This window comes from Hugonella massiliensis (assembly GCA_001486445.1).
Lineage (GTDB): Bacteria > Actinomycetota > Coriobacteriia > Coriobacteriales > Eggerthellaceae > Hugonella > Hugonella massiliensis.
In genome coordinates this window covers 1,177,413-1,200,736 of record LN908986.1, presented here as the reverse complement: position 1 = coordinate 1,200,736, position 23,324 = coordinate 1,177,413, and the positions used below count along the sequence as shown (strand labels likewise).

The window sequence follows — 23,324 nt, the reverse complement described above, 5'->3', positions numbered from 1 at the left end:
TTGTCGGGTGGGATAAAGTGGGATAGTATTGCATCACGGATGAACCGCCGGAGAGAGAGGAAGCAGGGTGAGCGAACTGGTTGGCGAACACCACCACAAGCTCGACCCCAAGGGACGCGTGTCCCTGCCCGCCGATTTCCGCAAGGTTCTTCCGAAAAATCTCAAGGTGACCCGTTCTCCCAAAGACGAATGCCTCTACGTGTTCGAACCGACTGCGTTCAGCGCGTGGGTGAACTCGTTCTTCGAAGCAAAGGGCGGGTATCGGGCTTCGAACCCGAAGATGGCACGGCTGCGCACGGTGCTGAACTCGCGCGCTCGCGACGTGGAAGTCGACGGTTCGGGTCGCATCGGCATCTCTGCAGAACTGCGCGACGCCGCAGGGTTGCAGAAGGACGTAGTGCTCGTGGGCAACGACGACCACCTTGAGATTTGGGACGCGCAACGATGGACCGACTTCGTGGACAGCGTCGATTTGTCCGACCTGTTCAGCGAGTAGTTCGGGGGCGTGTGAACCATGACAAGCGAATATCGGCATATTCCGGTCCTGCTCGACGAGTGCCTCGAATACCTGAAGCTCAAACCCACCACCACATTCGTGGACGCAACGCTCGGTGGGGCAGGACATTCCCTCGAAGTTGCCAAAGCGATAGGCGCGGGCGGAACGCTGATCGGGATCGACCAAGACGAGGTGGCGCTTGCCGCCGCCAGCGAGCGCTTGGGCGCCCTTCCCGATGACCAGCGGCCCGAACTGCACCTATTGCGCGGCAACTTCGGCTCTCTCGACGATCTGCTCCTTCAGGCCGAGGTGCCCTCCATCGATGCGATTCTCTTCGATATCGGCGTCTCTTCCGTGCAGATCGACACGCCGGCACGCGGCTTCTCCTTCAAGGAGACGGCACCGCTGGATATGCGAATGGACCCGGGGACACAGACCTTAACCGCAGAAGAGATCGTGAACCACTACACCGCAGCTGATCTCACCCGGATCATTCGCACCTATTCCGACGAGAGATGGGCCAACCGCATCGCGGAATTCATCGTCAAAGAGCGCGAGCGCGAACCCATTCGCACGAGCGACCAGCTTGTGGCGATCATCAAGGCGGCGATTCCCGCTTCGGCGCGCCGGCGCGGGGGACACCCCGCCAAGCGCACCTTCCAGGCCCTGCGCATCGAGGTGAACGCGGAACTCGACGTGTTGCGGTCCGGTTTGGAGGCGGCGATCAGGTGGCTGGCGCCCGGCGGCCGCGTCGCGGTGATCAGCTATCACTCGCTCGAGGACCGCATCGTGAAGGACACCTTCCGCACGTTCGCTGCGGGATGCATCTGCCCGCCGGAGGTTCCGGTGTGCACCTGCGGTCATGTGCCGATTGTCAAGCTTGTCACCCATCGCCCGGTCGTCCCCACCGCAGAGGAAATCGAGCGCAACCCACGCGCGCGCAGCGCAAAGCTGCGCGTCGCCGAAAAGCTCCCGGTCGAACCGAGGGCGTATAGGTAAACGAAGCAAGGCGGCCTTCGCGCCGCATAAAAGGAGCACGAACACATGGCCAGCGCCGCTCGAGCATATCAGCATGGTGCCACCGCACCGCAGCTGCACGAGCGTGCGGGCCGTGCCCGCGTGCGCGTGGTCGTCGGCCGTCGTCGCGCCGGCGTGTCGGCGCGCGCCGTCGCCCTGTTCAAGATGGCGCTCGCCGTTTGCATAGCCGTCGCGGTCGTTTCGCTCGTACGCGTGCAGCTCACGGCGATGGCCACCGAAACCACCATCGACCAGCAGAAGCTTTCCGCCCAGGTATCGCAGCTTGTGTCGGAAAACGCCAACCTCGAACTGCAGAAGAGCACCTTGCTCGCTCCGGCGTCCCTGAAGAATTCTGCTTCGCAACTCGGCATGCACGAAGCCGCTTCGGTGGAAACCATCACCGTACCCGCCGACGTCGTTGCTTATAACGACGATGGGTCCCTGTCCCTCTCGGGCACGCTCGAGCGCGCAGCGCACGAATAGGGGAGCGCGGCCAGCCCATGGACGGTCGAAAGGGACATGATCGAAGGGGGAACCGCCGCATCGAGGAGGGGAGCCGCCCTTCTCGCGCGGCGTCTTCCCGCAGGGGCGGCCCCGCACGGGGCAGATCCCGTGCGGGCGCCAGGCGCACGGATGCGCGCATGCGCCCTTCGGTCTACGACGCGAGCCGCCACCGTCAGGCCGCGATGAACGAAACGGGCAAGGACGCGGCCTCGCGCCTGGCTTTCTTCGTGCTCGTCTTCGGCATCATCGCCCTGGCCGTCTGCGGCCGCCTCGTCTATCTGAGCCTGATCGTAGGCCCCCAGAATGCCGACAGCGCCATCAGCGCCCGTACCCAGACCGTGACCGAAAGCGCGCGTCGCGGGACCATCTACGACCGCAACGGCAACGTGCTCGCAATGAGCGTCGACGCGACGACCATCTACTGCAACCCTTCCGAGGTGACTGACCCCGACGCGGTGGCCCAGGCGCTTGTCGAGGTCTTCGGCGGCAGCGCCGACGACTACAAGGCCTCGCTCACCAAGGAAAACGCGTCGTTTGCCTACCTCTACCGCAAGGCCGACACCGACGCCGCCCAGAAGATCAAGGACCGGAAGTTCGACGGCGTCTACTTCCTGGGCGACGTGAAGCGCGTGTACCCCTGCGGTCAGACGGCCGGGCAGATCGTGGGCCTCACCGACGTCGACGGCAAGGGCGTCTCGGGGCTCGAGCTCTATTACAACGACGTGCTTTCCGGCGAGGACGGCGAGCTCGAAGTGGAGCGCGGCGGCAACGGCTACCCGGTCACGGGCGGCGTGCGCGAGGTCAAGGCGGCTACCGACGGCCAAGATATCGTCGTGTCGATCGACGTGACTATGCAGGAGTATCTCGAATCGCGCCTGACCCAGGCCGTGGGCGAGCTTAAAGGCAAGCAGGGGCAGGCCGTCCTCTACGACGGGGCCACCGGCGAGGTCGTCGCGTGCGCTTCGACCCCCTATATGAATCCCGGCGACCGCAGCTCGATTCAAGACGGGTCGACCACCCTGCGGCCGATCAGCACCGCCTACGAGCCGGGCTCGATCTTCAAATGCGTGACGATGGCTGCGATTCTCGAGGCCAACGTGCTCGGCCCCCAAAGCGAGATCTACTGTCCCAACAGGCTGACGGCCGACCAGTTCACGATCACCGACGCCCATGAGCGGTCGAGCAAGACCATGACCCTCACCGAGATCCTGGCCGAATCGTCCAATATCGGCACCTCGCTCGCCGCGAGCAAGCTGGGATTCGCGCCCCTCTACAACAAGATCCAGGCCTACGGGCTCACCAGCGCGACCGGCATCGACTTCCCAGGGGAATCGAGCGGCCGCCTGACCGACCAGTCGACCTGGTCGACCGCCCAATCCTACAACGTGAGCTTCGGTCAAGGCGTGACGGTGACGCCCCTGCAGATGGTGCGCTTCTATGGGGCGCTCGCCAACAACGGGGTGGCCTGGCAGCCCCATTTCCTCCTTTCCAAGCCGCAAAGCGGGGAAGGGGAGAGCTACGCGTCCGACCAGATCATCGAGAACACGAGCGCTATCGAGCCGCTCGTGGGGATGATGCAGCAGGTGGTGAAAACGGGCACGGGCACCGACGGGCAGATGGAGGGCTTCGAACCGGCCGGCAAGACGGGCACGGCCCAGTACACCGCCGACGGGTCTTCGGGCTACGTGAAGGGCAAATACAACATCAGCTTCTGTGGCTTTTTGCCCCACACGACCTCCAAGCTGGTCTGTTTTGTGAGCGTATCTGAAGTTCCCAACAGCGGAAGTACCGCCGGAGCCTTTAAGGATATAATGCAGTTTGCCGTGAACCACTATTCGATAACTCCTGAGTAAAGGAACGCACCTATGGGTATGACTTGCAGGAATATGTTCGAGGGGATTACGTCCACGATTCTGGGCAACCCCGACGAGGTCGTGACCGGTATCAAATACCGTAGCGACGAAGTGGTGCCCGGCGATGCCTTCTTCTGCATCGTGGGCACGAAGGTGGACGGCCATTCCTTCGCGCAGGACGCCATCGACCATGGCGCCAAGGTCATCGTCGCAGAGCGCAAGGTCTATCTGGCCGACGCGACCGACGTGACCGAGATCATCGTGTCCGACTCGCGTCGCGCGATGGCCCAGGCGGCGGCCAACTTCCACGGCAACCCGTCGGCCGACTTCGATCTGGTGGGCGTGACGGGCACCAACGGCAAGACCACGACCACCTACCTGGTCGAGCATATCGCCTCCGTTGCGGGCTTCAAAACCGGCGTCATCGGCACAATCGGCAACCGCATCGGGTCTGCCATGGAGCATGCCGAGCGCACGACGCCCGAATCCTGCGACCTTCAGGCCCTCTTCGCCCGTATGCGCGACGCCGGTTGCCAGAAGGTGGCCATGGAAGTGTCGTCCCACGCGCTTGATTTGGAACGCACCTGGGGCAGCCGCTTCGCCGTCACCGCTTTCACCAACCTGACTCAGGACCACCTCGACTACCACAAGACCTTCGAGGCCTATTTCGAGGCCAAGGCCCTGCTCTTCTCCAAAGATTATCCGGCCCGTCGCGTCATCTGCATCGACGACAAATGGGGCAAGGAACTGCTCAAGCGCTGCTCGGCCGCCGGCGACCACGTGGTCACCACCGGTTTCGAGCCCGCTGCGCAGATCCATCCCGTTTCCGTGAACTACGCGACCACCCATACCGATGTGGTCTTAAGCGTGCGCGACCAGGAATACGCCTTCACCTACCCGCTGGCCGGCCGCTTCAACGTGTCGAACGTGATGACGGCCTTCGGCATCGGGCTCGAGCTGGGCATCAACCCGGCCTCGATCGTCGAAGCCCTTGAAAGCGCCCCGCAGGTGCCCGGCCGTATGGAACGCGTGCATGCGGCCCATGAGGGCGGGGTGTCGGTCTTCGTCGACTACGCCCACACGCCCGACGCGCTCGAGAAGGCCCTTTCGGCCGTCGAGCATCTCACCAAGGGCCGCACGATCGTCGTGTTCGGCTGTGGCGGTGACCGCGATGCCGCCAAGCGCCCGATCATGGGCCGCGCCGCCCTGTCGGCCGACTTCGCCGTCGTCACCTCCGACAACCCGCGCACCGAAGACCCCGATGCGATCATCGCCGACATCCTGCCGGGTATGCGGGAGGGGGAGGGCCGCTACGTGGTCGAACCCGACCGCCGTCGCGCGATTGCGGCGGCTATCGCCCATGCCGAGCCGGGGGACAGCATCCTCGTCGCCGGCAAGGGGCACGAAGACTATCAGATCATCGGTACCGAGAAAACGCACTTCTCCGACGCGGAAACGGTGCGTGAAGAGCTGGAGCGGGCCTTCGGCCAGGCCTAGGGGGCTTTCGATTCCATGGACTACAGCGTCAACGAGCTCGCCCGCCATGCGGGTGGGGACCTTCTTGTGCCCGGCCAGCGCCGATGCATGGGTATTGCCTGGGATTCCCGCACGGTCGGTGCGGGAGACGTCTACGTGGCCTTACCCGGCGCCCGCGTCGACGGCCACGACTTTTGCGGGGCCGCCCTTGCGGCAGGCGCTGCCTGCCTTTTGGTGAGCCGGGATCCGGGCAGCGATGTGCGCGATGCCGCTTGTGCGGCGGGCGCGGGCATCGTGCGCGTGCCCGACACCTTCGCTGCTATCACCGATCTGGCGCGCGCCTGGCGCGGGGAGCTTTCCGGCAAGGTGCTCGCCGTTACCGGTTCGAGCGGCAAGACCACCACGAAGAACCTTGTGCGGGCCGTCCTTTCGGCTGCCGGCACGACGGTGGCCACCGAAGGCAACCAGAACAACGAGCTCGGCGTGCCCGCCACCCTCTTGCGCGCCGACCGCACGACGGCCTTCGTCGTCGTCGAGATGGGCATGCGGGGCCTCCATCAGCTCGATGCCCTCTGCGCCTTCCTCAAGCCCCATGCGGCGCTCGTCACCAACGTCGGCGAGAGCCACATCGAGCTCTTGGGCAGCCGCGACGCCATCGCCCACGCCAAGGCGGAGGCTCTAGCCGCCGTTCCGGCCGCTGGCTTTGCCTTCGTCAACGCGAGCGACGACTTCGTGCGCGAGCTCGTTGCATACGGCGAAGTCGCTGCCCACGGCGCCCGCCTCTATCCTTTCGATGGGTCGGGGGCCGATCCCGCTTCCTACCCCGAAGACCTGCGCCCGCTTGTCTACGCGTCGGACATCACGTTCGACGAGGAGGGCGCGCCCTCCTTCGTGCTCCATACGCCGGCAGGGCAGGCTGCCTGCCGCATGAGGCTCGCAGGCGCCCATAACGTGCAGAACGCCTGCGCCGCGGCGGCCGTGGGCTCGGCTTGGGGCGTGCCGCTCGAGGTGATCGTTTCCGCCCTCGAAGGCGCCCGTCCCGTTGCGGGCCGCCAACACGCGGTGGCGGGCCTGCGCTCATCGACGGTCATCGACGATTGCTACAACGCCAATCCCGACTCCCTCCGTGCCTCGCTTGCCACCTTCGCGACGATGAAGGTCGCTGGCAAGCGCATCGCCGTCCTCGGCGACATGGGCGAACTCGGGTCCTTTTCCGAAGAGGCGCACACCCAGGCCGGCGCTTGGGCGGCGGCCGCCGGCGTCGACGAGCTCGTTGCGGTCGGCCAGTTCGCGCCCTTCGTCGCCGCCGCCGCGATCGAGGCGGGCATCGAGAGCGCCCACGTGCGCACGGTCGCCGATGCCTCGGCGGCTTTGGCCGCCGTCGAGCCGCTCGTGGGGCCGGGCGATTGCGTGCTCGTCAAGGGCTCCCATTCGGTGGGTCTCGAAGCCGTGGTGAAAGGTTTGGTACCAACGCATGCTTAGCATTTTCGCTCCCTATCCCTCGTTTCTGCTCTTTTTGGCCATCGTGGTGGCCGCAGCGGCGACCATGGCCTTCATGCCGGGCTTCATCCGCATCCTGAAGCGCGACCACATCGGCCAGGAGGTGCGCGACGACGGGCCGGCCACCCACCTGGTCAAGCAGGGCACGCCGACCATGGGCGGCCTCATCATGTTGGTCGGCGTGGCCATTTCGGTCGTGCTCGTGGGCCAGGGGTCCTGCGAGCAATGGCTCCTTCTGGCGGCCACCCTGCTGACGGGCGCCCTGGGTTTGGTCGACGATGCGTCCAAGGTGCTCAAGCACCAATCCTTGGGCCTTACCCCGCCCATGAAGCTCATCTTCCAGTTCCTCATCGCGATCGCCTTCTGCCTTTTGGCCGTCAACGTCCTCGGCATATCCCCGGTGGTGACCATCCCCTTTGTCTGCTCGATCGATCTGGGCGTTCTCACCACGACGGTCGGCGGCGTGCAGATTCCCTGGCTTTACGTGATCTTCTGCGTCCTGCTCATTGCCGGCATGTCTAACGCGACCAACCTCACCGACGGTCTCGACGGTTTGGCGGCCGGCACCGTCATGGTGGTCATGGTCGTCATGAGCGCCATCGCCTACCGCAGCGACCTGCTCGACGCGTCGATCTTCGCCGCCGCCATCGCCGGCGCTTGCATCGGCTTCCTCTGGTTCAACGCCTACCCGGCCGACGTCTTCATGGGTGACACGGGCTCGCTCGCCTTGGGCACGGGCCTGGCCTGTCTGGCGATCGTCACCAAGACCGAGATCGTCTCCCTGGTGATCGGTGGCCTCTTCGTCGCCGAGGCTATTTCGGTCATCCTGCAGGTGGTCCATTACAAGCGCACCAAGAAGCGCCTCTTCCTCATGGCTCCGCTCCACCATCACTTTGAGAAGAAGGGATGGAGCGAGGTCAAAGTGGTCATCCGTTTCTGGATCGTCTCTGGTACGCTTGCGGCTATCGGCTTCCTCTGGTACTTCTCGGAATCGATTATGGGGGTCATGTAAATGGCAAGCGAATCCGTCTACCTTCCCGACCGAAAGAAGGCCCTGCGTACCTTGGGCGACGTTCTCGTCTTGGGCTTGGGCAAGAGCGGGGCGGCATCGGCTGCCTACTGTCTCGACCTTTTGGGCGATCGCGTGGCGAGCGTGACGATTGCGGCAGGCGCGGGCAACGACCGCTCCCAGGCGACGGCTTCGGAAATGGAAGAGCGCGGGGCGCGCGTCATCTGGGGCGAGGGACCCCTTGAGGGGTCCTTCGACCTGTGCATCGCCTCCCCGGGCATTTCGGAGTTTTCCGATTTCTACCAGAGCGCCAAGGCAGTGTCGGCAGAAATCGTGAGCGAAGTGGAATTCGCCTGGCGCGAGAGCGCCGCCGATGCCCGCTGGGTGGCTGTTACGGGCACCAATGGCAAAACGACGACGACTTCGCTCATCGAGCATATCCTCGCAGGCGCGGGCCTGCGCGCTCGTGCCGTCGGCAACATCGGCGACACCTGCATCGGCGCGGTGGCGCACGACGCTCCCGCCGTCTACGTGGCCGAAGTCTCGTCCTTTCAGCTGGCGTCCACGGTCGATTTCGCTCCCAACGTCGCCGTGCTCCTCAACATCACGCCCGACCATGTCACCTGGCATAGGTCTCTCTCTTCTACACCTCTAGTTCGGGTTCTGGCTCTTATACACAGCTAGAGGTTTATAAGAGACAGCGCCAACCCCTGCGCCGCACCCCGCGCGCAGCTCGAGAGAAAGGAGCCGACTGCGATGAACGTAGTCGTTTCCGGCGGTGGCACCGCCGGCCATATCAACCCCGCCCTCGCCCTTGCCGACGAGCTCGCGCGTCGTGGCCATACCGTCTACTTCGCCGGCACGCCCCAGGGCGTCGAGTCCCGTTTGGTTCCCCAAGCGGGGGTCCCCTTCACCGCCTTCGAGGCGGCGGGGTTCAACCGCAGCCATCCCGCGAGCATCTTCCATGCCGTGAAATTGATCGCGGCCTCGACGCGCAAGGCCAAGCAATGGTTCGCTGAAATCAAGCCCGACGTCGTGGTCTGCTTCGGCGGCTACGTGTGCATCCCGGTGGGACGCGCGGCCGAGCAGATGGGCGTACCCGTGGTCGTGCACGAGCAGAACTCGATCATGGGCATGGCTAACAAATATCTGGCGAAGAAGGCCGCACGCGTGGCCCTTACCTATGAGGTGGCTGGTCGGGGGACCGTCGATCCCGCCAAGGCCGTGGTGACGGGCAACCCCGTGCGCCGGTCGGTCTTCGATGCCACGCGAGAGACGGGCCGCGCCTACGCCGGGGTGCCCGACGACGCTCTCATGCTCGTCGTCTTCGGCGGCAGCTTGGGCGCCCGCCACATCAATACCGCTCTCGCCGCATGCAAGGCCGACCTGCTCGCTCGCCCCAACCTCTACGTCCGTCATATCACCGGCCCCAAGGAGCTCGATGCGGTGACGGCGCAGCTGGCCCTCACCGACGAGGAAGCCAAGCGGTGGACCGTGGTGGGCTACGAAGACCGGATGGGCCAGGTGCTGGCTGCCTGCGACATGGTGGTGTCGCGCGCTGGCGCTACCTCGCTCGCCGAGATTTCCGCCCTGCAGATTCCGGCCCTGCTCGTGCCCTATCCCTACGCGACGGCCAATCATCAGGCGACCAACGCCCGGGAGTACGTTGCCGCCGGCGCTGCCTTCGAGATCGACGACGACAAGGTCGAAACGCCGGAATTCGCCCGCCTGCTCGGCCAGCTCGTCGACGATGCGTCGGTGCGCGAGCGCATGCGGGCCGCGGCGGCCTCGTTCGAGACGGGTGATGCGGCGGCCAAATTGGCGGATGTTGTGAGCCAGGCCGCCAAGCGCTGACAGGCGCTACAATACAGGTTCGAATCAATCGTCCCCTTCATGCGAAAGGTGCGCGCGTCCTATGTCGGAAGAGCAGATCAAACGGGTTCATTTCATCGGTGTCGGCGGTGTGGGCATGAGCGGCATCGCCATCGTCGCCCATGACCAGGGTATGGACGTTTCGGGCTCCGACTTGCGCGAGAGCCGCTACACGCACGAGCTCGAGGAGGCCGGCGTCAAGGTCTTCATCGGACAGGATGCGGCCAACATCCCCTGCGACCCCGACCCCGACATCGTCGTGGTGTCCACGGCGATCCTGCCCAACAACCCCGAGCTCATCGCCGCGAAAGAGCGCAATCTGACCATTTGGCATCGCGCCCAGATGCTCGCCGCGCTCGGCGTGGGCAAAAAGACGCTGGCGGTGGCCGGTACCCATGGCAAGACCACGACGTCGTCGATGGTGGCCTCGACGCTCGACGGGATGGGGGAGGATCCCACCTTCCTCATCGGCGGCATCGTGCGCGCTTACCATTCCAACGCCCATTCCGGCACGGGGGCCTACTACGTGGTCGAAGCCGACGAGAGCGATAAGAGCTTCACCTACCTCGATCCCTACGGCGTGCTCGTCACCAACGTCGAAGCCGACCATCTCGACCACTACAGCGGACTCGACGAGATTCGCGCCAAGTTCAAGGAGTTCATGGGCCAGGTGCCCGACGAGGGCGTGGTCGTCGTCTGCAACGACGATCCGACCCTGGTCGAGCTCGCCCGGTCCACGGGCAAGCGCGTCGTGACCTATGGCGAGGTCGAAGGCGCCGACAGCCGCGTCCTTTCGTGGAAGGCCAACGGGGTGGGGAGCCTGTTTGCCCTCGAGCTGCCCGACGGCACGCGTGTCGAGGGCTCGGTCAAGCAGAATCCGGGCCGTCACAACGTGCTCAACGCAGCCGGCTGCCTGACCCTTCTGTGGGCCCTGGGCGAAGACGTCGAGGCCGCGGCGCGCGCCTTGGCCGAATTCGCCGGCGTTCGTCGCCGCTTCGACCTGGTCGGCGTGGCCGACGGGGTCACGGTCGTCGACGACTACGCCCACCATCCCACAGAAATCGCCGCGACGATCGCCGCTGCCAAGAAGCTCGACTTCGCACGGGTGCACGTGCTCTTCCAGCCCCATCGCTACTCGCGCGTCAAGCTCTTCACCGACGTCTTGCGCGACGGGTTCGCCCATGCCTTCGACGAGGCCGACACGGTCACCTTCATGAACGTCTATTCGGCGGGCGAGACCCCCGTGCCCGGCGTCAACGGCGGCACCTTCATGGACGTGCTCAACGATTCCGCCAAACATCCGCCCCTGAACTACGTGGCCCATCGACTCGACACCGTGCCCGCCATGCTCGACGTGGCCCGTCCCGGCGACCTCGTGATCACGATGGGGGCCGGCGACGTCACCCAGGTCGGCCCCGAGCTGATCGCCGCCCTCAAGCAGCGCGAGGCCAACTAGGCCATTGCCAAGCACGCCTCGCTCCTGTCCCTTATACACCTCTAGATGCTTATAAGAGACAGCGGCTTCGCCTACGTGCCGGTGGGGACGGCAGCGGGTATCGAAGGCGACATGCGCGCAGCCTGCGGCAGCGATTCCGCGGCCTTCGTCCGCGCGAGCGATCGCATGCTCGTCGTGGCGCGCGGGGGCGAGGACACCGCCCTCTGCGCGGTGTCCGACCTGCAGATTCCCGGCGCCCATAACGTGAGCAACGCCCTGCATGCCGCGGCAGCCGCCCTGGCCCTGGGTCAGTCGGCCGACGACGTAACCGCCGGTCTTGTGAGCTTCACCTCGCTCGAACACCGCATCGAGGCCTGCGGGTCGGCCCGTGGCATCGCCTTCTACAACGATTCGAAGGCCACCAACGTCGATGCGACCCTCAAGGCCCTTGCGGCATTCGAGCCGCGCAAGCCGATCGTCCTCTTGGGCGGCACCGACAAGATGACCGATTTGGGCGAATTGGTGGCGCAGGCCCAAGCCCACTGCCGCGCCGTCGTCCTCTACGGCGCCTCCCGCGACCGCTTCGCCGGGGCCTTCGCCGCTGCGACCCTGCCCGTCTACACGGCCGACCATATGGCCGACGCGCTCGATGTGGCGCTCGCCCATGCGACCGAAGGCGATATCGTCCTTCTGTCGCCTGCCTGCGCCTCTTTCGACGAGTTCAACGGCTATGAAGAGCGCGGCCGCGTCTTCAAAAAGCTCGTGGCCGAGCGCACGCGCGCGTAAGGATTTTCGTCGGTGGAGAACCGTACCCAGACATCGGTGCATGCGCGCCGCAGCCCCCGGGCGTTTGCGGGCTTTTTCGCGGGCCCGCGTGACGCGGTGATGCCGCGCCTTGTCTTCATCGGGTGCGTCGCGGCGCTCACTCTCTTAGGCTTGGTCATGGTCTTTTCGTCATCGACGGTCGAAGCGCTGCACGAAGGCTCTTCGACTTCGAGCTATCTGGTCAAGCAGGCTGCCATCTGTCTTTTCAGCGTGGCCGTCTGCGCGGGCATTGCCCGCTTCATCCCCTACTACAAGTGGCGCGGGGGGCTTCTCGTCGGATATGGAGTTGCCTGCGTGATCTTGCTTCTGCTTACGGCGGCAATCGGAAGCGTGGGCCTGGGCGCCCAACGGTGGCTGACCTTGGGCCCGGTGAGCTTCCAGCCTTCGGAGTTTGCCAAGGTAGCCTTCGTCCTCATCGCCGCCCAGCTGTTCGATCAGTACCGAAACGGCGCCATCGACCAGGTGCGTCTTGCCGCGTATATGCTCGGGGTCGTCGTCGCGCCCTTGGGCCTGCTCTATGCGACCCAATCCGACCTGGGAACGACCGGAATCTGCCTGGTGGGCATTATCGCCGTGGCGGCCTTTTCCGGTATGTCGTGGAAACCTATTGTCGCGCTGGTGGGGCTCATCGTGGCTTTTGCGGCCCTCTCGGTCATCGTGACGCCCTATCGCTCGAATCGCATGGCCTTTCTCGACCCCTATGCTGACCCCTACGGCACGGGCTACCAGCTCATCCGGTCCTTCGATGCGATCGGCGAAGGCGGCCTGTTCGGGGTGGGGCTGGGCAACTCCGTCGAGAAGTACCTCTACCTGCCCGAAGCCGAAACCGACTTCATCTTCGCCGTTATCTGCAACGAGCTCGGCATGGTGGGCGGAATCGTCGTCGTCGTCCTCTTCATGGCCGTCTGCTACAGCGGCCTGCAGATCGCCCGCAACGCGCCCGACCGCATGGGGGCCATGATTGCAGGCGGCTGTACGGTTATGCTCGTTTTCCAGGCGTTTTTGAACATCGGCTGCGTCGTGGGCATTCTTCCCACGACGGGAAAGCCCTTGCCCTTCATTTCCAACGGTGGGTCGTCCTTGCTGGGGTCTTTCCTGTTGGTGGGTGGGGGTTCTGTCTCTTTTACACCTCTCGATGTGTTTAAGAGACCGCCGCCGACCCCTGCGCCGCACCCCGCGCGCAGCTCGAGAGAAAGGAGCCGACTGCGATGAACGTAGTCGTTTCCGGCGGTGGCACCGCCGGCCATATCAACCCCGCCCTCGCCCTTGCCGACGAGCTCGCGCGTCGTGGCCATACCGTCTACTTCGCCGGCACGCCCCAGGGCGTCGAGTCCCGTTTGGTTCCCCAAGCGGGGGTCCCCTTCACCGCCTTCGAGGCGGCGGGGTTCAACCGCAGCCATCCCGCGAGCATCTTCCATGCCGTGAAATTGATCGCGGCCTCGACGCGCAAGGCCAAGCAATGGTTCGCTGAAATCAAGCCCGACGTCGTGGTCTGCTTCGGCGGCTACGTGTGCATCCCGGTGGGACGCGCGGCCGAGCAGATGGGCGTACCCGTGGTCGTGCACGAGCAGAACTCGATCATGGGCATGGCTAACAAATATCTGGCGAAGAAGGCCGCACGCGTGGCCCTTACCTATGAGGTGGCTGGTCGGGGGACCGTCGATCCCGCCAAGGCCGTGGTGACGGGCAACCCCGTGCGCCGGTCGGTCTTCGATGCCACGCGAGAGACGGGCCGCGCCTACGCCGGGGTGCCCGACGACGAGCTCATGCTCGTCGTCTTCGGCGGCAGCTTGGGCGCCCGCCACATCAATACCGCTCTCGCCGCATGCAAGGCCGACCTGCTCGCTCGCCCCAACCTCTACGTCCGTCATATCACCGGCCCCAAGGAGCTCGATGCGGTGACGGCGCAGCTGGCCCTCACCGACGAGGAAGCCAAGCGGTGGACCGTGGTGGGCTACGAAGACCGGATGGGCCAGGTGCTGGCTGCCTGCGACATGGTGGTGTCGCGCGCTGGCGCTACCTCGCTCGCCGAGATTTCCGCCCTGCAGATTCCGGCCCTGCTCGTGCCCTATCCCTACGCGACGGCCAATCATCAGGCGACCAACGCCCGGGAGTACGTTGCCGCCGGCGCTGCCTTCGAGATCGACGACGACAAGGTCGAAACGCCGGAATTCGCCCGCCTGCTCGGCCAGCTCGTCGACGATGCGTCGGTGCGCGAGCGCATGCGGGCCGCGGCGGCCTCGTTCGAGACGGGTGATGCGGCGGCCAAATTGGCGGATGTTGTGAGCCAGGCCGCCAAGCGCTGACAGGCGCTACAATACAGGTTCGAATCAATCGTCCCCTTCATGCGAAAGGTGCGCGCGTCCTATGTCGGAAGAGCAGATCAAACGGGTTCATTTCATCGGTGTCGGCGGTGTGGGCATGAGCGGCATCGCCATCGTCGCCCATGACCAGGGTATGGACGTTTCGGGCTCCGACTTGCGCGAGAGCCGCTACACGCACGAGCTCGAGGAGGCCGGCGTCAAGGTCTTCATCGGACAGGATGCGGCCAACATCCCCTGCGACCCCGACCCCGACATCGTCGTGGTGTCCACGGCGATCCTGCCCAACAACCCCGAGCTCATCGCCGCGAAAGAGCGCAATCTGACCATTTGGCATCGCGCCCAGATGCTCGCCGCGCTCGGCGTGGGCAAAAAGACGCTGGCGGTGGCCGGTACCCATGGCAAGACCACGACGTCGTCGATGGTGGCCTCGACGCTCGACGGGATGGGGGAGGATCCCACCTTCCTCATCGGCGGCATCGTGCGCGCTTACCATTCCAACGCCCATTCCGGCACGGGGGCCTACTACGTGGTCGAAGCCGACGAGAGCGATAAGAGCTTCACCTACCTCGATCCCTACGGCGTGCTCGTCACCAACGTCGAAGCCGACCATCTCGACCACTACAGCGGACTCGACGAGATTCGCGCCAAGTTCAAGGAGTTCATGGGCCAGGTGCCCGACGAGGGCGTGGTCGTCGTCTGCAACGACGATCCGACCCTGGTCGAGCTCGCCCGGTCCACGGGCAAGCGCGTCGTGACCTATGGCGAGGTCGAAGGCGCCGACAGCCGCGTCCTTTCGTGGAAGGCCAACGGGGTGGGGAGCCTGTTTGCCCTCGAGCTGCCCGACGGCACGCGTGTCGAGGGCTCGGTCAAGCAGAATCCGGGCCGTCACAACGTGCTCAACGCAGCCGGCTGCCTGACCCTTCTGTGGGCCCTGGGCGAAGACGTCGAGGCCGCGGCGCGCGCCTTGGCCGAATTCGCCGGCGTTCGTCGCCGCTTCGACCTGGTCGGCGTGGCCGACGGGGTCACGGTCGTCGACGACTACGCCCACCATCCCACAGAAATCGCCGCGACGATCGCCGCTGCCAAGAAGCTCGACTTCGCACGGGTGCACGTGCTCTTCCAGCCCCATCGCTACTCGCGCGTCAAGCTCTTCACCGACGTCTTGCGCGACGGGTTCGCCCATGCCTTCGACGAGGCCGACACGGTCACCTTCATGAACGTCTATTCGGCGGGCGAGACCCCCGTGCCCGGCGTCAACGGCGGCACCTTCATGGACGTGCTCAACGATTCCGCCAAACATCCGCCCCTGAACTACGTGGCCCATCGACTCGACACCGTGCCCGCCATGCTCGACGTGGCCCGTCCCGGCGACCTCGTGATCACGATGGGGGCCGGCGACGTCACCCAGGTCGGCCCCGAGCTGATCGCCGCCCTCAAGCAGCGCGAGGCCAACTAGGCCATGGCCAAGCACGCCTTGCTCGGAGCCCTCGCCGCCGACGACTCCTTTTGCGGCGAGATTCGCTACGATGAGCCCCTCTCCCGGCATACGACGCTCAGGGTGGGGGGTCCGGCCCGCGTGTGGGTGCGCGCCGATTCTCTTTCGGCGCTTGCGGAGGTGCTCGGCGCCTGCCGGGAACAGGGGATTGACTGGTTCGTCATGGGGCGGGGGAGCAACCTGCTCGTATCCGACGCGGGCTTTCCCGGCGTCGTCGTCACTCTGGGCGGCGACTTCAGGAAATGGATATGGGACCCTGACGCTCTCGAGTTCACGGTGGGCGCCGCGGCTTCTTTGCCTCGTATCGTCCAGGAGGCCTTCCGCCAGGGGGTGGGCGGCTTGGAATTCGCCGTGGGCACGCCCGGATCGGTCGGGGGAGCCCTGCGTATGAACGCCGGCACCCGCACCGAGTGGATCGGCGCCCGCGTCGTGCGCGTGACGTCCTATCAACCGGGCGTGGGCCTCGTCTCGCGCCGGGCGAGCGATGTCGAATGGGGCTATCGGCACACGTCCTTTCCCTCCGACGAGGTGCTCGTGGAATGCGTTCTCTCCGTGAATCCGGCCGAGCAGGCCCTCATCCGTGCCAAGATGGAAGAGAAGCTCACGCGTCGGAAACGGACACAGCCGCTTGACGAGCCGTCCTGCGGGAGCGTATTCCGCAACCCCGAGGGGAAATCGGCCGGTGCCCTCATCGAAGGCGCCGGGCTTTCGGGCGCGCGCATCGGAGGGGCGCGCATCTCTCCCAAGCACGCGAACTTTATCGTTAACACGGGCGGCGCCTGCGCCGCCGACGTGGCAGCATTGATCGACCAGGCGAAGCAAAAGGTGAAGCAGCACTATGGCATCGAACTCACAACGGAGGTCCGCTTCCTCGGATTCCCGCAGTAAGCGCAGCGCGCGTGCGCGCTCTGCCCGTTCGTCGCGGTCGGCTGCTCCCCGTACCCGAGAGCCCCGGGGCCGCGGGGCCGCTCGCTCTCGGAAGGATGCGCGCGCCCAGCAGCGCGTGCGCCAGGTGAGCGTGGGCGGCAGCAAGGGTACTCCCAACCAGGTGCACATGTCGTCGGTGCGCGTGGGGGACCTACGCCGCGACGCCCGGACCCCCGCAGCGCCCACGGCCCGCCGTGCGGTCGCTGCCAATCCCTGGGTGCGCCGTGTGGGCATCGCCTTCGCCGTTGTGATCGCCCTCGTGATCGTCTACGTGGCCCTTTACTTTTCGAACCTGTTCCCCGTGAGCAAGGTCACGGTGACGGGGGCCTCGCACCTCACGTCCACCGAGTTGACCGACCTCGCTCAGGTCCCCCAAGGCACTACCTTGCTGCGCGTAGACACCGCCGGCATCGAGTCGCGCTTGAGCTCGAACGCCTGGGTATCCCATGCCCAGGTCAACCGCGTCTTTCCCGACACGATCGAGCTCGCGATCACCGAGCGCTCCATCGCGGCGGTGGTGGACGTGACCTCCACCGAAGGGCAGCAGACCGAGCACTGGGCCATCGCGAGCGACGGAACCTGGCTGCTCGCCATCCCCGATCAGGGGTCCGCGGACAGCGCGGGCGTGAGCGACCAGGTCTACGAGGACGCGTCCCATGTGCTCCATATCACCGACGTGCCCTACGGCGTCAAGCCGGTCGTCGGCGCCCACTGCAGCGACGAGAGCGTGATCAACGCGCTCGACATCGTCGCCCATCTCACGACCGACCTGTCCGACCGCGTGACCACCGTGTCGGCCACCGACGCGGCCAACACGATCATCACGCTCGACAACGGCGTGCAGATCGCCTTCGGTTCGGCCGAAACCGCCGAAGAGGTGCGCCAGAAAGAGCAGGTCTGCCTCGAACTCATGAACGCCCACCCCGACGTCACCTACATCAACGTGCGCGTGACCGACCGCCCCACCTGGCGGTCCCTTTAGGCGTGCGTCCGTCGTTTGCGCAGGTGTATGGCTCTTGCGCAGGCGCGGGCTTCTCGTTTGCAAAGGAAAAGGCATCGTGTACAATTCGGCTGTATGCAAGACTCATTTCCGTGAGCACGACAGAGCACACGCGGCACTGTGGAGGATTAAGAACATGACCGTTAAAACTGGGACCGATAGCCCCGCCGTCATCAAGGTAGTGGGCGTCGGCGGCGGCGGTACGAACGCCGTCAACCGTATGGTGGAAGCCGGTATCAAAGGCGTCGAATTCATCGCGATCAACACCGACCACCAGGCGTTGCTCCTGTCTGAAGCGGATCAGACCATCCACATCGGCGAAGAGCTCACTCGTGGGCTCGGTGCCGGCGCCAACCCCGAGGTGGGTGCGCAGGCTGCCGAAGAGAGCCGTTCCGAGATTCGCGATGCCCTCGCCGAAGCCGATATGGTGTTCGTGACCGCCGGCGAAGGCGGCGGCACCGGCACGGGCGCCGCTCCGGTCGTGGCGGAAATCGCGCGCGAGGAAATCGGCGCGCTTACCGTGGGCATTGTGACCAAGCCCTTCAGCTTCGAAGGCCGCTTGCGCCGCAACCAGGCGGAGCAGGGCATCGACCTGCTCTCCCAGAAGGTCGACACCCTCATCGTGATCCCCAACGACCGCCTGCTCGAAATCGTCGAGAAGAAGACGAGCATCCTCGATGCCTTCCGCATCGCCGACGACACCCTTCGCCAGGGCATTCAGGGCGTCACCGACCTCATCACGATTCCCGGCCTCATCAACCTCGACTTCGCCGACATCCGTTCGGTCATGAAGGATGCGGGCACGGCTATGATGGGTATCGGCATCGCCTCTGGCGAGAACCGCGCGCTCGACGCCGCCCAGCAGGCCACCAACTCGCGTCTGCTCGAATCGGGCATTTCGGGTGCTTCCCGCGTCCTGTTCTCTATCGCTGGCGCGCCCGACCTCACCCTGTCCGAGGTCGCCGAGGCGGCGGGCGTGGTGGAATCCTGCGCCGACGAGAGCGCCAACATCATCTACGGTCAGATCATCGACGAATCCCTCGACGACCAGGTGCGCATCACGGTGATCGCCACCGGTTTCAAGGCCGACCAGGGTCAGTCCTCTATCGGCTATCACAACGACCTCTTCGCTTCGACGGCGGCCCCCAAGGAGCCTGCGCCCGCCGTCCAGCAGAGCGCCTACAACGCCCCGACCGGCTCGCGCTTTGCCGACGAAGACTACATCCCCGACTTCCTCAAGCGTCAACGCTAGAACGAGGATTCACCATGACGACGACCGCCGGACTGCCGCTGCCGCGCCTGTCCCGCGGTCGTTTTGCGTCTACGGCATCTTCTCATCCCCTCTACGCGTATATCGACGAGGCCCTCTTCGACCAGACGGGCGTGCGCGTGGCCTTCACCGAACGAGGGGGAGGGGCCAGCCAGGGTGCCTTCGATTCCCTCAACCTGGGGTCGCATGTGGGTGACGATCTTTCTGCCGTGCAGGCCAACCGGGAAGCGCTTGCCTGCGCCCTGGGCTTCGCCGGGGTGCCGGTGGTCGTGCCCAAGCAGGTGCACGGCGACCGCCTTGTCGCAATCGATGGGACCCGCAGTCTCGCAGATGTCCGTGCCGATGCCGCCACCGGCGCCGACGGCCTTCTCATCTCGTCCGACGAGGCTTGCGGCCTCCTCTGCTTTGCCGATTGCACGCCGGTTATCCTGGTTGCTCCCACCGGGTCGGTCGCCGTGGTCCATGCGGGCTGGCGCGGGGTGCGCGCCCATATCGCCGTCAAAGCTCTTTCGGCCCTCTGCGCCGAGGGTGCCGACGCAAGCGCCTGCAACGTCTATATCGGACCCTACATCCATGCGGACTGTTTCGAGGTATCGCCTGAACTGCGCGACGAGTTCGCCGCAACCTTCGGGGCGGATTGCACGCCCGATGCCCGCCATATCGATATGGGAGCCTGTTTGCGCCGCGACCTGCACGCGGCGGGCGTCGTGCCCGAGCGCATCGCCGACGTCGACGCCTGCACCGTTTGCACCACCGACCGCTTCTATTCCTACCGGGCGAGCGGCGGCGTCTGCGGCAGGCACGGGGCTTTCGCCGCCCGTGTGCGCTAAGGGGCGCCGTCGCAATCCGGTGGCGATGCCCGTCTCTTCGGCGCACGGCTCCGTATATGGGCTACACTGGCCCTGAACTCATTCTCTTCATCGAAGGAAGCGATCCCTATGCCTATTGGAGCTCAGTACCTAGAGGTGGCCGCCCACCTTGCCGACGTGTGCCGCAGCTGCGGACGCGACCCGCACGATGTCAAGCTCATCGCGGTTTCGAAAACCGTCGAGGCCCCGCGCATCCAGGAGGCCATCGATGCCGGCGCCCACGTCTTCGGCGAGAACCGTCCCGACCAGATCATGGACCGTCACGCCCGGTACCCGCACGAAGAATGGCATTTCATCGGTAACGTCCAGTCGCGCCGCATCAAGGATATCGTGCCCTGCGCCGCTCTCATCCATTCGGTCTACGAAGAGCACCATCTGGCCCGCATCGAGCGTGCGGCCCAGGAAGCCGGCAAGGTGCAGGACATCCTCATCGAAGTCAACGTGTCGGGGGAGGAGTCGAAGGGCGGTGCTGCGCCGCAGGAGGTGCCCCGCCTCCTGCGCGCGACCGAGGCCTTCGACCATGTGCGCGTGCGCGGCCTTATGACGATGGCGCCCCAAGGGGACCTCGATGTCGCCGAGCGCTGCTTCGCCGACCTGCGCGAACTACGCGACCGGATGCGCGTGGAATGGGACAGTCCCGATGCCGCGTTCTTGTCTGAACTTTCCATGGGGATGAGCGAGGACTGGGAACGCGCCGTGGCGCAGGGGGCTACCATGGTACGGATTGGTCGCGCCATCTTTAGCGAAGATTTCGCCTAAGTGACGTTCGGTACGAGGTAAGAAAGTCCTTACAAGGGGCTTTTCGATACAGTGGAGTGATGCAGATGCCAAGTTTCAATCGCGGAGGCGGAATGCTGGGCAACCTGAAGGAGCGCCTTGGGTTTGGCGATTCGCGTAGCTATGGCGACGATTACCTCGACGATTACGACGAGTACGCCGACGATTACGACGACTACGACGCCGCCGGTCCCGCATCCTCCAACGACATAGACTCCCGCTACGATTCGGTGACCACGCGCAGCGCCGGGACCAACCGGCCCCGCCGATCCTCCTACACCTCGCGTGCCTCCCAGAGCCTCGGCGAACGCCGCAGCGCTTCGGGTTATCCGGCCCTGGTGAGCATGGATGACGTGCGTGCCACCACCAAGTACGCGGCCCCGGCCGCAGGCTCGTCTTCCTCAACCTCGTCCGGGTCCTATCGTTCGTCCTCGTATCGGTCGGGCTCCCTGCGCAACTCGGTGGGCCGTGCGAGCGACTTCACCCGTTCGGGCGCAGAAATCGACGGCGTACCCGCCGAAGAGAAGGACCGTTTGCGCGAAGACGAAGAGGCCGCCACGGCCGCTTCGCGTTCCGGCCGTTCCCATGCGGGTTACAACTCCCTTTTCGATTCGTCTCCCACGCGCGCTGCCCTCCAGCCCACCGGGGCTTCCAAAGGCGCACATGCCGCCTACGACCCTTATCAGGCCTACGAAGGCGCGGGAGCTGCCTCCCATAAGCCCACGCGCGAGGTGATCGTGATCGCCCCTCAGGCCTACGCTGAAGTAGAGAACGTGGCGCGCACGCTCAAGGCGGGCGATGCCGTGGTGCTGAGCTTGCACGATACCCCCAATCAGCTCGCCAAGCGCATCCTCGACTTCTCGTTCGGGGTGGCCAGTGCGCTCGACGCCCGCGTCGATTGCATCGCCGACAAGGTGTTCGCGATCACGCGTCCCAACGCCCTGACCGAAACCGAGATCAAGACGCTGCGTGCGAAAGGCGTCATGTAGCCTTTTGGCTGCAGAAGGAGAGGTTCCCGCATGATCAGTCGCATCATCGTCGAGCTGGGCAACGCCTACTCGCTGATCATTGTCATCTACTGCGTGCTCACGTGGATTCCGATCACCCATGACGGCGTGCTCGCCGATATCAGGCTCTTCTTCGAGAAGATCTGCGAGCCCTACTTGGGCCTGTTCAAAAAGCTCATTCCCCCTATTGGCGGGACGGTCGATATCACGCCCATCATCGCATTGGTTGTATTACAATTGGCGGTGGATTTTCTTGCCTGGCTGTTATAGCGGCGTTTTGAATTTGCTAACCGAAGTGTCTAACGAAAGGTAGTCAGATGGCACTTACTTCCGACGATGTGAACAATCAGAGCTTCTCTATCGAGCGTAAGGGCTACAACGTCGACGAGGTCGATGCATTCCTCGAGCGCGTTGCCTCCGATCTCGACGAGCTCCATGCGAACATCGCGCAGCTCGAAAGTCAGCTCGCCGACGCCCAGGCACAGCCTGTTGCGATGACTTCCTCTCAGGGTGGGGAATACAGCCAGCGCGACATCGACGAACGCGACGCCCGCATCGCCCAGCTCGAAAAGCAGGTTGCCGAGCATCACGCCGAAGACAACGCGATCGCCCAGGCCCTCATCATCGCCCAGCGTTCGGCCGACGAGATCCTGGCCAACGCCAACGGCGCCGCGGAAACCACGCGTCAGGATGCGACCGATGAAGCTCAGCGCATCCTCGACAAGGCCAATGCCGAAAAGCAGCGCGTGCTCGACCAAATCAAGAAGCTCGAGGACGACCGCGAAGCCGCGCGCGACCGTTTCAGCGACATGCTGACCGATTTCATCGGCAACTCCCAGGACATCCTGTCCGATTTGCAGGCGGGCAAAGCGGGCGGCAACCGCGCCTCCCATGTGCTTGCCGCGCCCCGCACGGTGGTAGCTGCGCCCAAGCCCGCGCCCGCACCGGCGCAAGCCGTCCCCAGCACGCCCGAAGAAGTCGTGGCCACCTACACGACCCCGAACGTGACCTCCTCTTCGGTGGTCGCCCCTGCCGCACCCAAGCCCTCGAAGGTCGAGAAGGACTTCAGCGGTTTCGGTGACACCGACGACGGCTTCGAGTTCGACGACGTCGACTAGCCTTTCCCCGTGAGTTTTGAAAACGCCCGCTTCTGCGGGCGTTTTTCATTTGGGACGAGGCAGGGGAGGGACGCTGTGCCGTCTGCGTCCAAGGACGTGCGGGCCCGAAGGGCCGGAAACAAAGAAGCGGAGCGGGCGTGTAAGCCGGGTTCTGTCGTTGAAGACAACCATTTATCTACTGCGCACGTCGCCGTGCGCCTCTAGCGCGCAACCCGAACGCACGGAAGGACGGCCGTATCGCGTTCCTATTTGCGTTTGCTTCGGATGGGGTTTTCCAAGCCACGCCATTGCTGGCGCGCTGGTGCGCTCTTACCGCACCGTTTCAGCTTTTCTCCTGCATGCAGGGGAGTCTTCTTTTCTGTGGCACTGATCCGTCGGGTCGCCCCGCCCAGCTGTTAGCTGGCATCCTGTCCTTTGAAGCCCGGACTTTCCTCACTGTTTCACGCGGTTGTCCGGCCCGCTCCGAATGGGTATTCTAGCAAAAGCCGAAGGCGCATGCAGCGCGCAGCCTTCCGGGCCACACGCTGCCCACAGTCTTCGACGCATCGTC

General features: G+C 65.0%; 22 protein-coding genes and 1 other RNA gene. 22 read left to right on the top strand and 1 reads right to left on the bottom strand.

What is annotated here, in order from left to right; genetic code table 11:
• Window positions 1–67: 67 nt before the first annotated feature.
• The 22 genes from BN3270_RS07870 (at window position 68) to BN3270_RS07765 (ending at window position 22,774) form a co-directional block, all read left to right on the top strand.
• Window positions 68–496 carry a division/cell wall cluster transcriptional repressor MraZ gene (locus BN3270_RS07870; RefSeq protein ID WP_058986558.1) on the top strand — a complete coding sequence of 143 codons (429 nt, stop codon included), beginning with the start codon at window positions 68–70 and terminating at the stop codon, window positions 494–496.
• Between the two features lie 18 nt (window positions 497–514).
• The gene (gene rsmH, locus BN3270_RS07865) at window positions 515–1,495 is read left to right on the top strand and encodes a 16S rRNA (cytosine(1402)-N(4))-methyltransferase RsmH (protein WP_058986557.1); all 981 of its coding nucleotides are present in this window, start codon (window positions 515–517) and stop codon (window positions 1,493–1,495) included.
• A 45-nt stretch (window positions 1,496–1,540) separates the two neighbouring features.
• The gene (locus tag BN3270_RS07860) at window positions 1,541–1,996 is read left to right on the top strand and encodes an FtsB/FtsL family cell division protein (RefSeq protein ID WP_058986556.1); all 456 of its coding nucleotides are present in this window, start codon (window positions 1,541–1,543) and stop codon (window positions 1,994–1,996) included.
• Window positions 1,997–2,154: 158 nt separating this feature from the next.
• A complete protein-coding gene (locus BN3270_RS07855; RefSeq protein ID WP_082673431.1) occupies window positions 2,155–3,870 on the top strand; it encodes a peptidoglycan D,D-transpeptidase FtsI family protein in 1,716 nt (571 codons plus the stop codon).
• 18 nt (window positions 3,871–3,888) lie between these two features.
• The gene (locus BN3270_RS07850; protein WP_271711965.1) at window positions 3,889–5,367 is read left to right on the top strand and encodes a UDP-N-acetylmuramoyl-L-alanyl-D-glutamate--2,6-diaminopimelate ligase; all 1,479 of its coding nucleotides are present in this window, start codon (window positions 3,889–3,891) and stop codon (window positions 5,365–5,367) included.
• 15 nt (window positions 5,368–5,382) lie between these two features.
• On the top strand, window positions 5,383–6,828 hold the full coding sequence (locus BN3270_RS07845; RefSeq protein WP_058986554.1) for a UDP-N-acetylmuramoyl-tripeptide--D-alanyl-D-alanine ligase: 1,446 nt from the start codon (window positions 5,383–5,385) through the stop codon (window positions 6,826–6,828).
• Entirely contained in the window at window positions 6,821–7,858 is a 1,038-nt protein-coding gene (mraY, locus tag BN3270_RS07840) for a phospho-N-acetylmuramoyl-pentapeptide-transferase (protein WP_058986553.1), read from the top strand. The genes BN3270_RS07845 and mraY overlap by 8 nt, the downstream gene beginning before the upstream one ends.
• On the top strand, window positions 7,859–8,539 hold the full coding sequence (locus BN3270_RS07835) for a Mur ligase family protein (protein ID WP_058986552.1): 681 nt from the start codon (window positions 7,859–7,861) through the stop codon (window positions 8,537–8,539). It abuts the gene before it with no gap.
• Between the two features lie 72 nt (window positions 8,540–8,611).
• The gene (gene murG, locus BN3270_RS07830) at window positions 8,612–9,709 is read left to right on the top strand and encodes an undecaprenyldiphospho-muramoylpentapeptide beta-N-acetylglucosaminyltransferase (RefSeq protein WP_058986551.1); all 1,098 of its coding nucleotides are present in this window, start codon (window positions 8,612–8,614) and stop codon (window positions 9,707–9,709) included.
• Between the two features lie 61 nt (window positions 9,710–9,770).
• Entirely contained in the window at window positions 9,771–11,183 is a 1,413-nt protein-coding gene (murC, locus tag BN3270_RS07825; protein ID WP_058986547.1) for a UDP-N-acetylmuramate--L-alanine ligase, read from the top strand.
• A gap of 45 nt (window positions 11,184–11,228) precedes the next feature.
• On the top strand, window positions 11,229–11,948 hold the full coding sequence (locus tag BN3270_RS07820; protein WP_058986550.1) for a glutamate ligase domain-containing protein: 720 nt from the start codon (window positions 11,229–11,231) through the stop codon (window positions 11,946–11,948).
• Window positions 11,949–11,960: 12 nt separating this feature from the next.
• Window positions 11,961–13,199, top strand: coding sequence for an FtsW/RodA/SpoVE family cell cycle protein (locus BN3270_RS07815; protein WP_058986549.1), 1,239 nt, complete (start codon window positions 11,961–11,963; stop codon window positions 13,197–13,199).
• On the top strand, window positions 13,196–14,293 hold the full coding sequence (gene murG / locus BN3270_RS07810; RefSeq protein WP_058986548.1) for an undecaprenyldiphospho-muramoylpentapeptide beta-N-acetylglucosaminyltransferase: 1,098 nt from the start codon (window positions 13,196–13,198) through the stop codon (window positions 14,291–14,293). The genes BN3270_RS07815 and murG (BN3270_RS07810) overlap by 4 nt, the downstream gene beginning before the upstream one ends.
• Window positions 14,294–14,354: 61 nt before the next feature.
• Window positions 14,355–15,767 (top strand): UDP-N-acetylmuramate--L-alanine ligase, encoded by a 1,413-nt coding sequence (gene murC, locus BN3270_RS07805; protein WP_058986547.1) that lies wholly within the window; start codon window positions 14,355–14,357, stop codon window positions 15,765–15,767.
• Between the two features lie 3 nt (window positions 15,768–15,770).
• Window positions 15,771–16,694, top strand: coding sequence for a UDP-N-acetylmuramate dehydrogenase (gene murB, locus BN3270_RS07800; RefSeq protein ID WP_058986546.1), 924 nt, complete (start codon window positions 15,771–15,773; stop codon window positions 16,692–16,694).
• Between the two features lie 115 nt (window positions 16,695–16,809).
• Window positions 16,810–17,715 carry a cell division protein FtsQ/DivIB gene (locus BN3270_RS07795; RefSeq protein WP_271711964.1) on the top strand — a complete coding sequence of 302 codons (906 nt, stop codon included), beginning with the start codon at window positions 16,810–16,812 and terminating at the stop codon, window positions 17,713–17,715.
• A 154-nt stretch (window positions 17,716–17,869) separates the two neighbouring features.
• Window positions 17,870–18,985 (top strand): cell division protein FtsZ, encoded by a 1,116-nt coding sequence (ftsZ, locus tag BN3270_RS07790; RefSeq protein ID WP_058986545.1) that lies wholly within the window; start codon window positions 17,870–17,872, stop codon window positions 18,983–18,985.
• Window positions 18,986–18,999: 14 nt separating this feature from the next.
• Window positions 19,000–19,833: a purine nucleoside phosphorylase YfiH/LACC1 family protein gene (locus tag BN3270_RS07785; RefSeq protein WP_058986544.1), complete on the top strand. Its 834-nt coding sequence runs from the start codon at window positions 19,000–19,002 to the stop codon at window positions 19,831–19,833.
• Between the two features lie 108 nt (window positions 19,834–19,941).
• A complete protein-coding gene (locus tag BN3270_RS07780; RefSeq protein WP_058986543.1) occupies window positions 19,942–20,631 on the top strand; it encodes a YggS family pyridoxal phosphate-dependent enzyme in 690 nt (229 codons plus the stop codon).
• Window positions 20,632–20,696: 65 nt separating this feature from the next.
• Window positions 20,697–21,638, top strand: a complete 942-nt coding sequence (locus tag BN3270_RS07775) for a cell division protein SepF (protein ID WP_271711963.1) — start codon at window positions 20,697–20,699, stop codon at window positions 21,636–21,638.
• A 30-nt stretch (window positions 21,639–21,668) separates the two neighbouring features.
• Window positions 21,669–21,926, top strand: a complete 258-nt coding sequence (locus tag BN3270_RS07770) for a YggT family protein (RefSeq protein WP_058986541.1) — start codon at window positions 21,669–21,671, stop codon at window positions 21,924–21,926.
• Between the two features lie 47 nt (window positions 21,927–21,973).
• Window positions 21,974–22,774 (top strand): DivIVA domain-containing protein, encoded by an 801-nt coding sequence (locus BN3270_RS07765; protein ID WP_058986540.1) that lies wholly within the window; start codon window positions 21,974–21,976, stop codon window positions 22,772–22,774.
• 124 nt (window positions 22,775–22,898) lie between these two features.
• Here BN3270_RS07765 and rnpB read toward each other — a convergent pair.
• Window positions 22,899–23,238: RNase P RNA component class A (gene rnpB / locus BN3270_RS09130), an RNA gene on the bottom strand.
• Window positions 23,239–23,324: the final 86 nt, after the last annotated feature.

Excerpts from the sequence above, each read along its gene's own strand:
- BN3270_RS07765 (WP_058986540.1), top strand. The coding sequence starts at position 21,974 with ATGGCACTTACTTCCGACGATGTGAACAATCAGAGCTTCTCTATCGAG.
- rsmH (WP_058986557.1), top strand. The coding sequence starts at position 515 with ATGACAAGCGAATATCGGCATATTCCGGTCCTGCTCGACGAGTGCCTC.
- BN3270_RS07860 (WP_058986556.1), top strand. The coding sequence starts at position 1,541 with ATGGCCAGCGCCGCTCGAGCATATCAGCATGGTGCCACCGCACCGCAG.
- murC (WP_058986547.1), top strand. The coding sequence starts at position 9,771 with ATGTCGGAAGAGCAGATCAAACGGGTTCATTTCATCGGTGTCGGCGGT.
- BN3270_RS07785 (WP_058986544.1), top strand. The coding sequence starts at position 19,000 with ATGACGACGACCGCCGGACTGCCGCTGCCGCGCCTGTCCCGCGGTCGT.
- BN3270_RS07775 (WP_271711963.1), top strand. The coding sequence starts at position 20,697 with ATGCCAAGTTTCAATCGCGGAGGCGGAATGCTGGGCAACCTGAAGGAG.
- BN3270_RS07820 (WP_058986550.1), top strand. The coding sequence starts at position 11,229 with ATGCTTATAAGAGACAGCGGCTTCGCCTACGTGCCGGTGGGGACGGCA.
- BN3270_RS07835 (WP_058986552.1), top strand. The coding sequence starts at position 7,859 with ATGGCAAGCGAATCCGTCTACCTTCCCGACCGAAAGAAGGCCCTGCGT.
- BN3270_RS07780 (WP_058986543.1), top strand. The coding sequence starts at position 19,942 with ATGCCTATTGGAGCTCAGTACCTAGAGGTGGCCGCCCACCTTGCCGAC.
- ftsZ (WP_058986545.1), top strand. The coding sequence starts at position 17,870 with ATGACCGTTAAAACTGGGACCGATAGCCCCGCCGTCATCAAGGTAGTG.
- murC (WP_058986547.1), top strand. The coding sequence starts at position 14,355 with ATGTCGGAAGAGCAGATCAAACGGGTTCATTTCATCGGTGTCGGCGGT.
- BN3270_RS07770 (WP_058986541.1), top strand. The coding sequence starts at position 21,669 with ATGATCAGTCGCATCATCGTCGAGCTGGGCAACGCCTACTCGCTGATC.
- murG (WP_058986551.1), top strand. The coding sequence starts at position 8,612 with ATGAACGTAGTCGTTTCCGGCGGTGGCACCGCCGGCCATATCAACCCC.
- BN3270_RS07855 (WP_082673431.1), top strand. The coding sequence starts at position 2,155 with ATGCGCCCTTCGGTCTACGACGCGAGCCGCCACCGTCAGGCCGCGATG.
- BN3270_RS07845 (WP_058986554.1), top strand. The coding sequence starts at position 5,383 with ATGGACTACAGCGTCAACGAGCTCGCCCGCCATGCGGGTGGGGACCTT.
- murG (WP_058986548.1), top strand. The coding sequence starts at position 13,196 with ATGAACGTAGTCGTTTCCGGCGGTGGCACCGCCGGCCATATCAACCCC.
- BN3270_RS07850 (WP_271711965.1), top strand. The coding sequence starts at position 3,889 with ATGACTTGCAGGAATATGTTCGAGGGGATTACGTCCACGATTCTGGGC.
- mraY (WP_058986553.1), top strand. The coding sequence starts at position 6,821 with ATGCTTAGCATTTTCGCTCCCTATCCCTCGTTTCTGCTCTTTTTGGCC.
- murB (WP_058986546.1), top strand. The coding sequence starts at position 15,771 with ATGGCCAAGCACGCCTTGCTCGGAGCCCTCGCCGCCGACGACTCCTTT.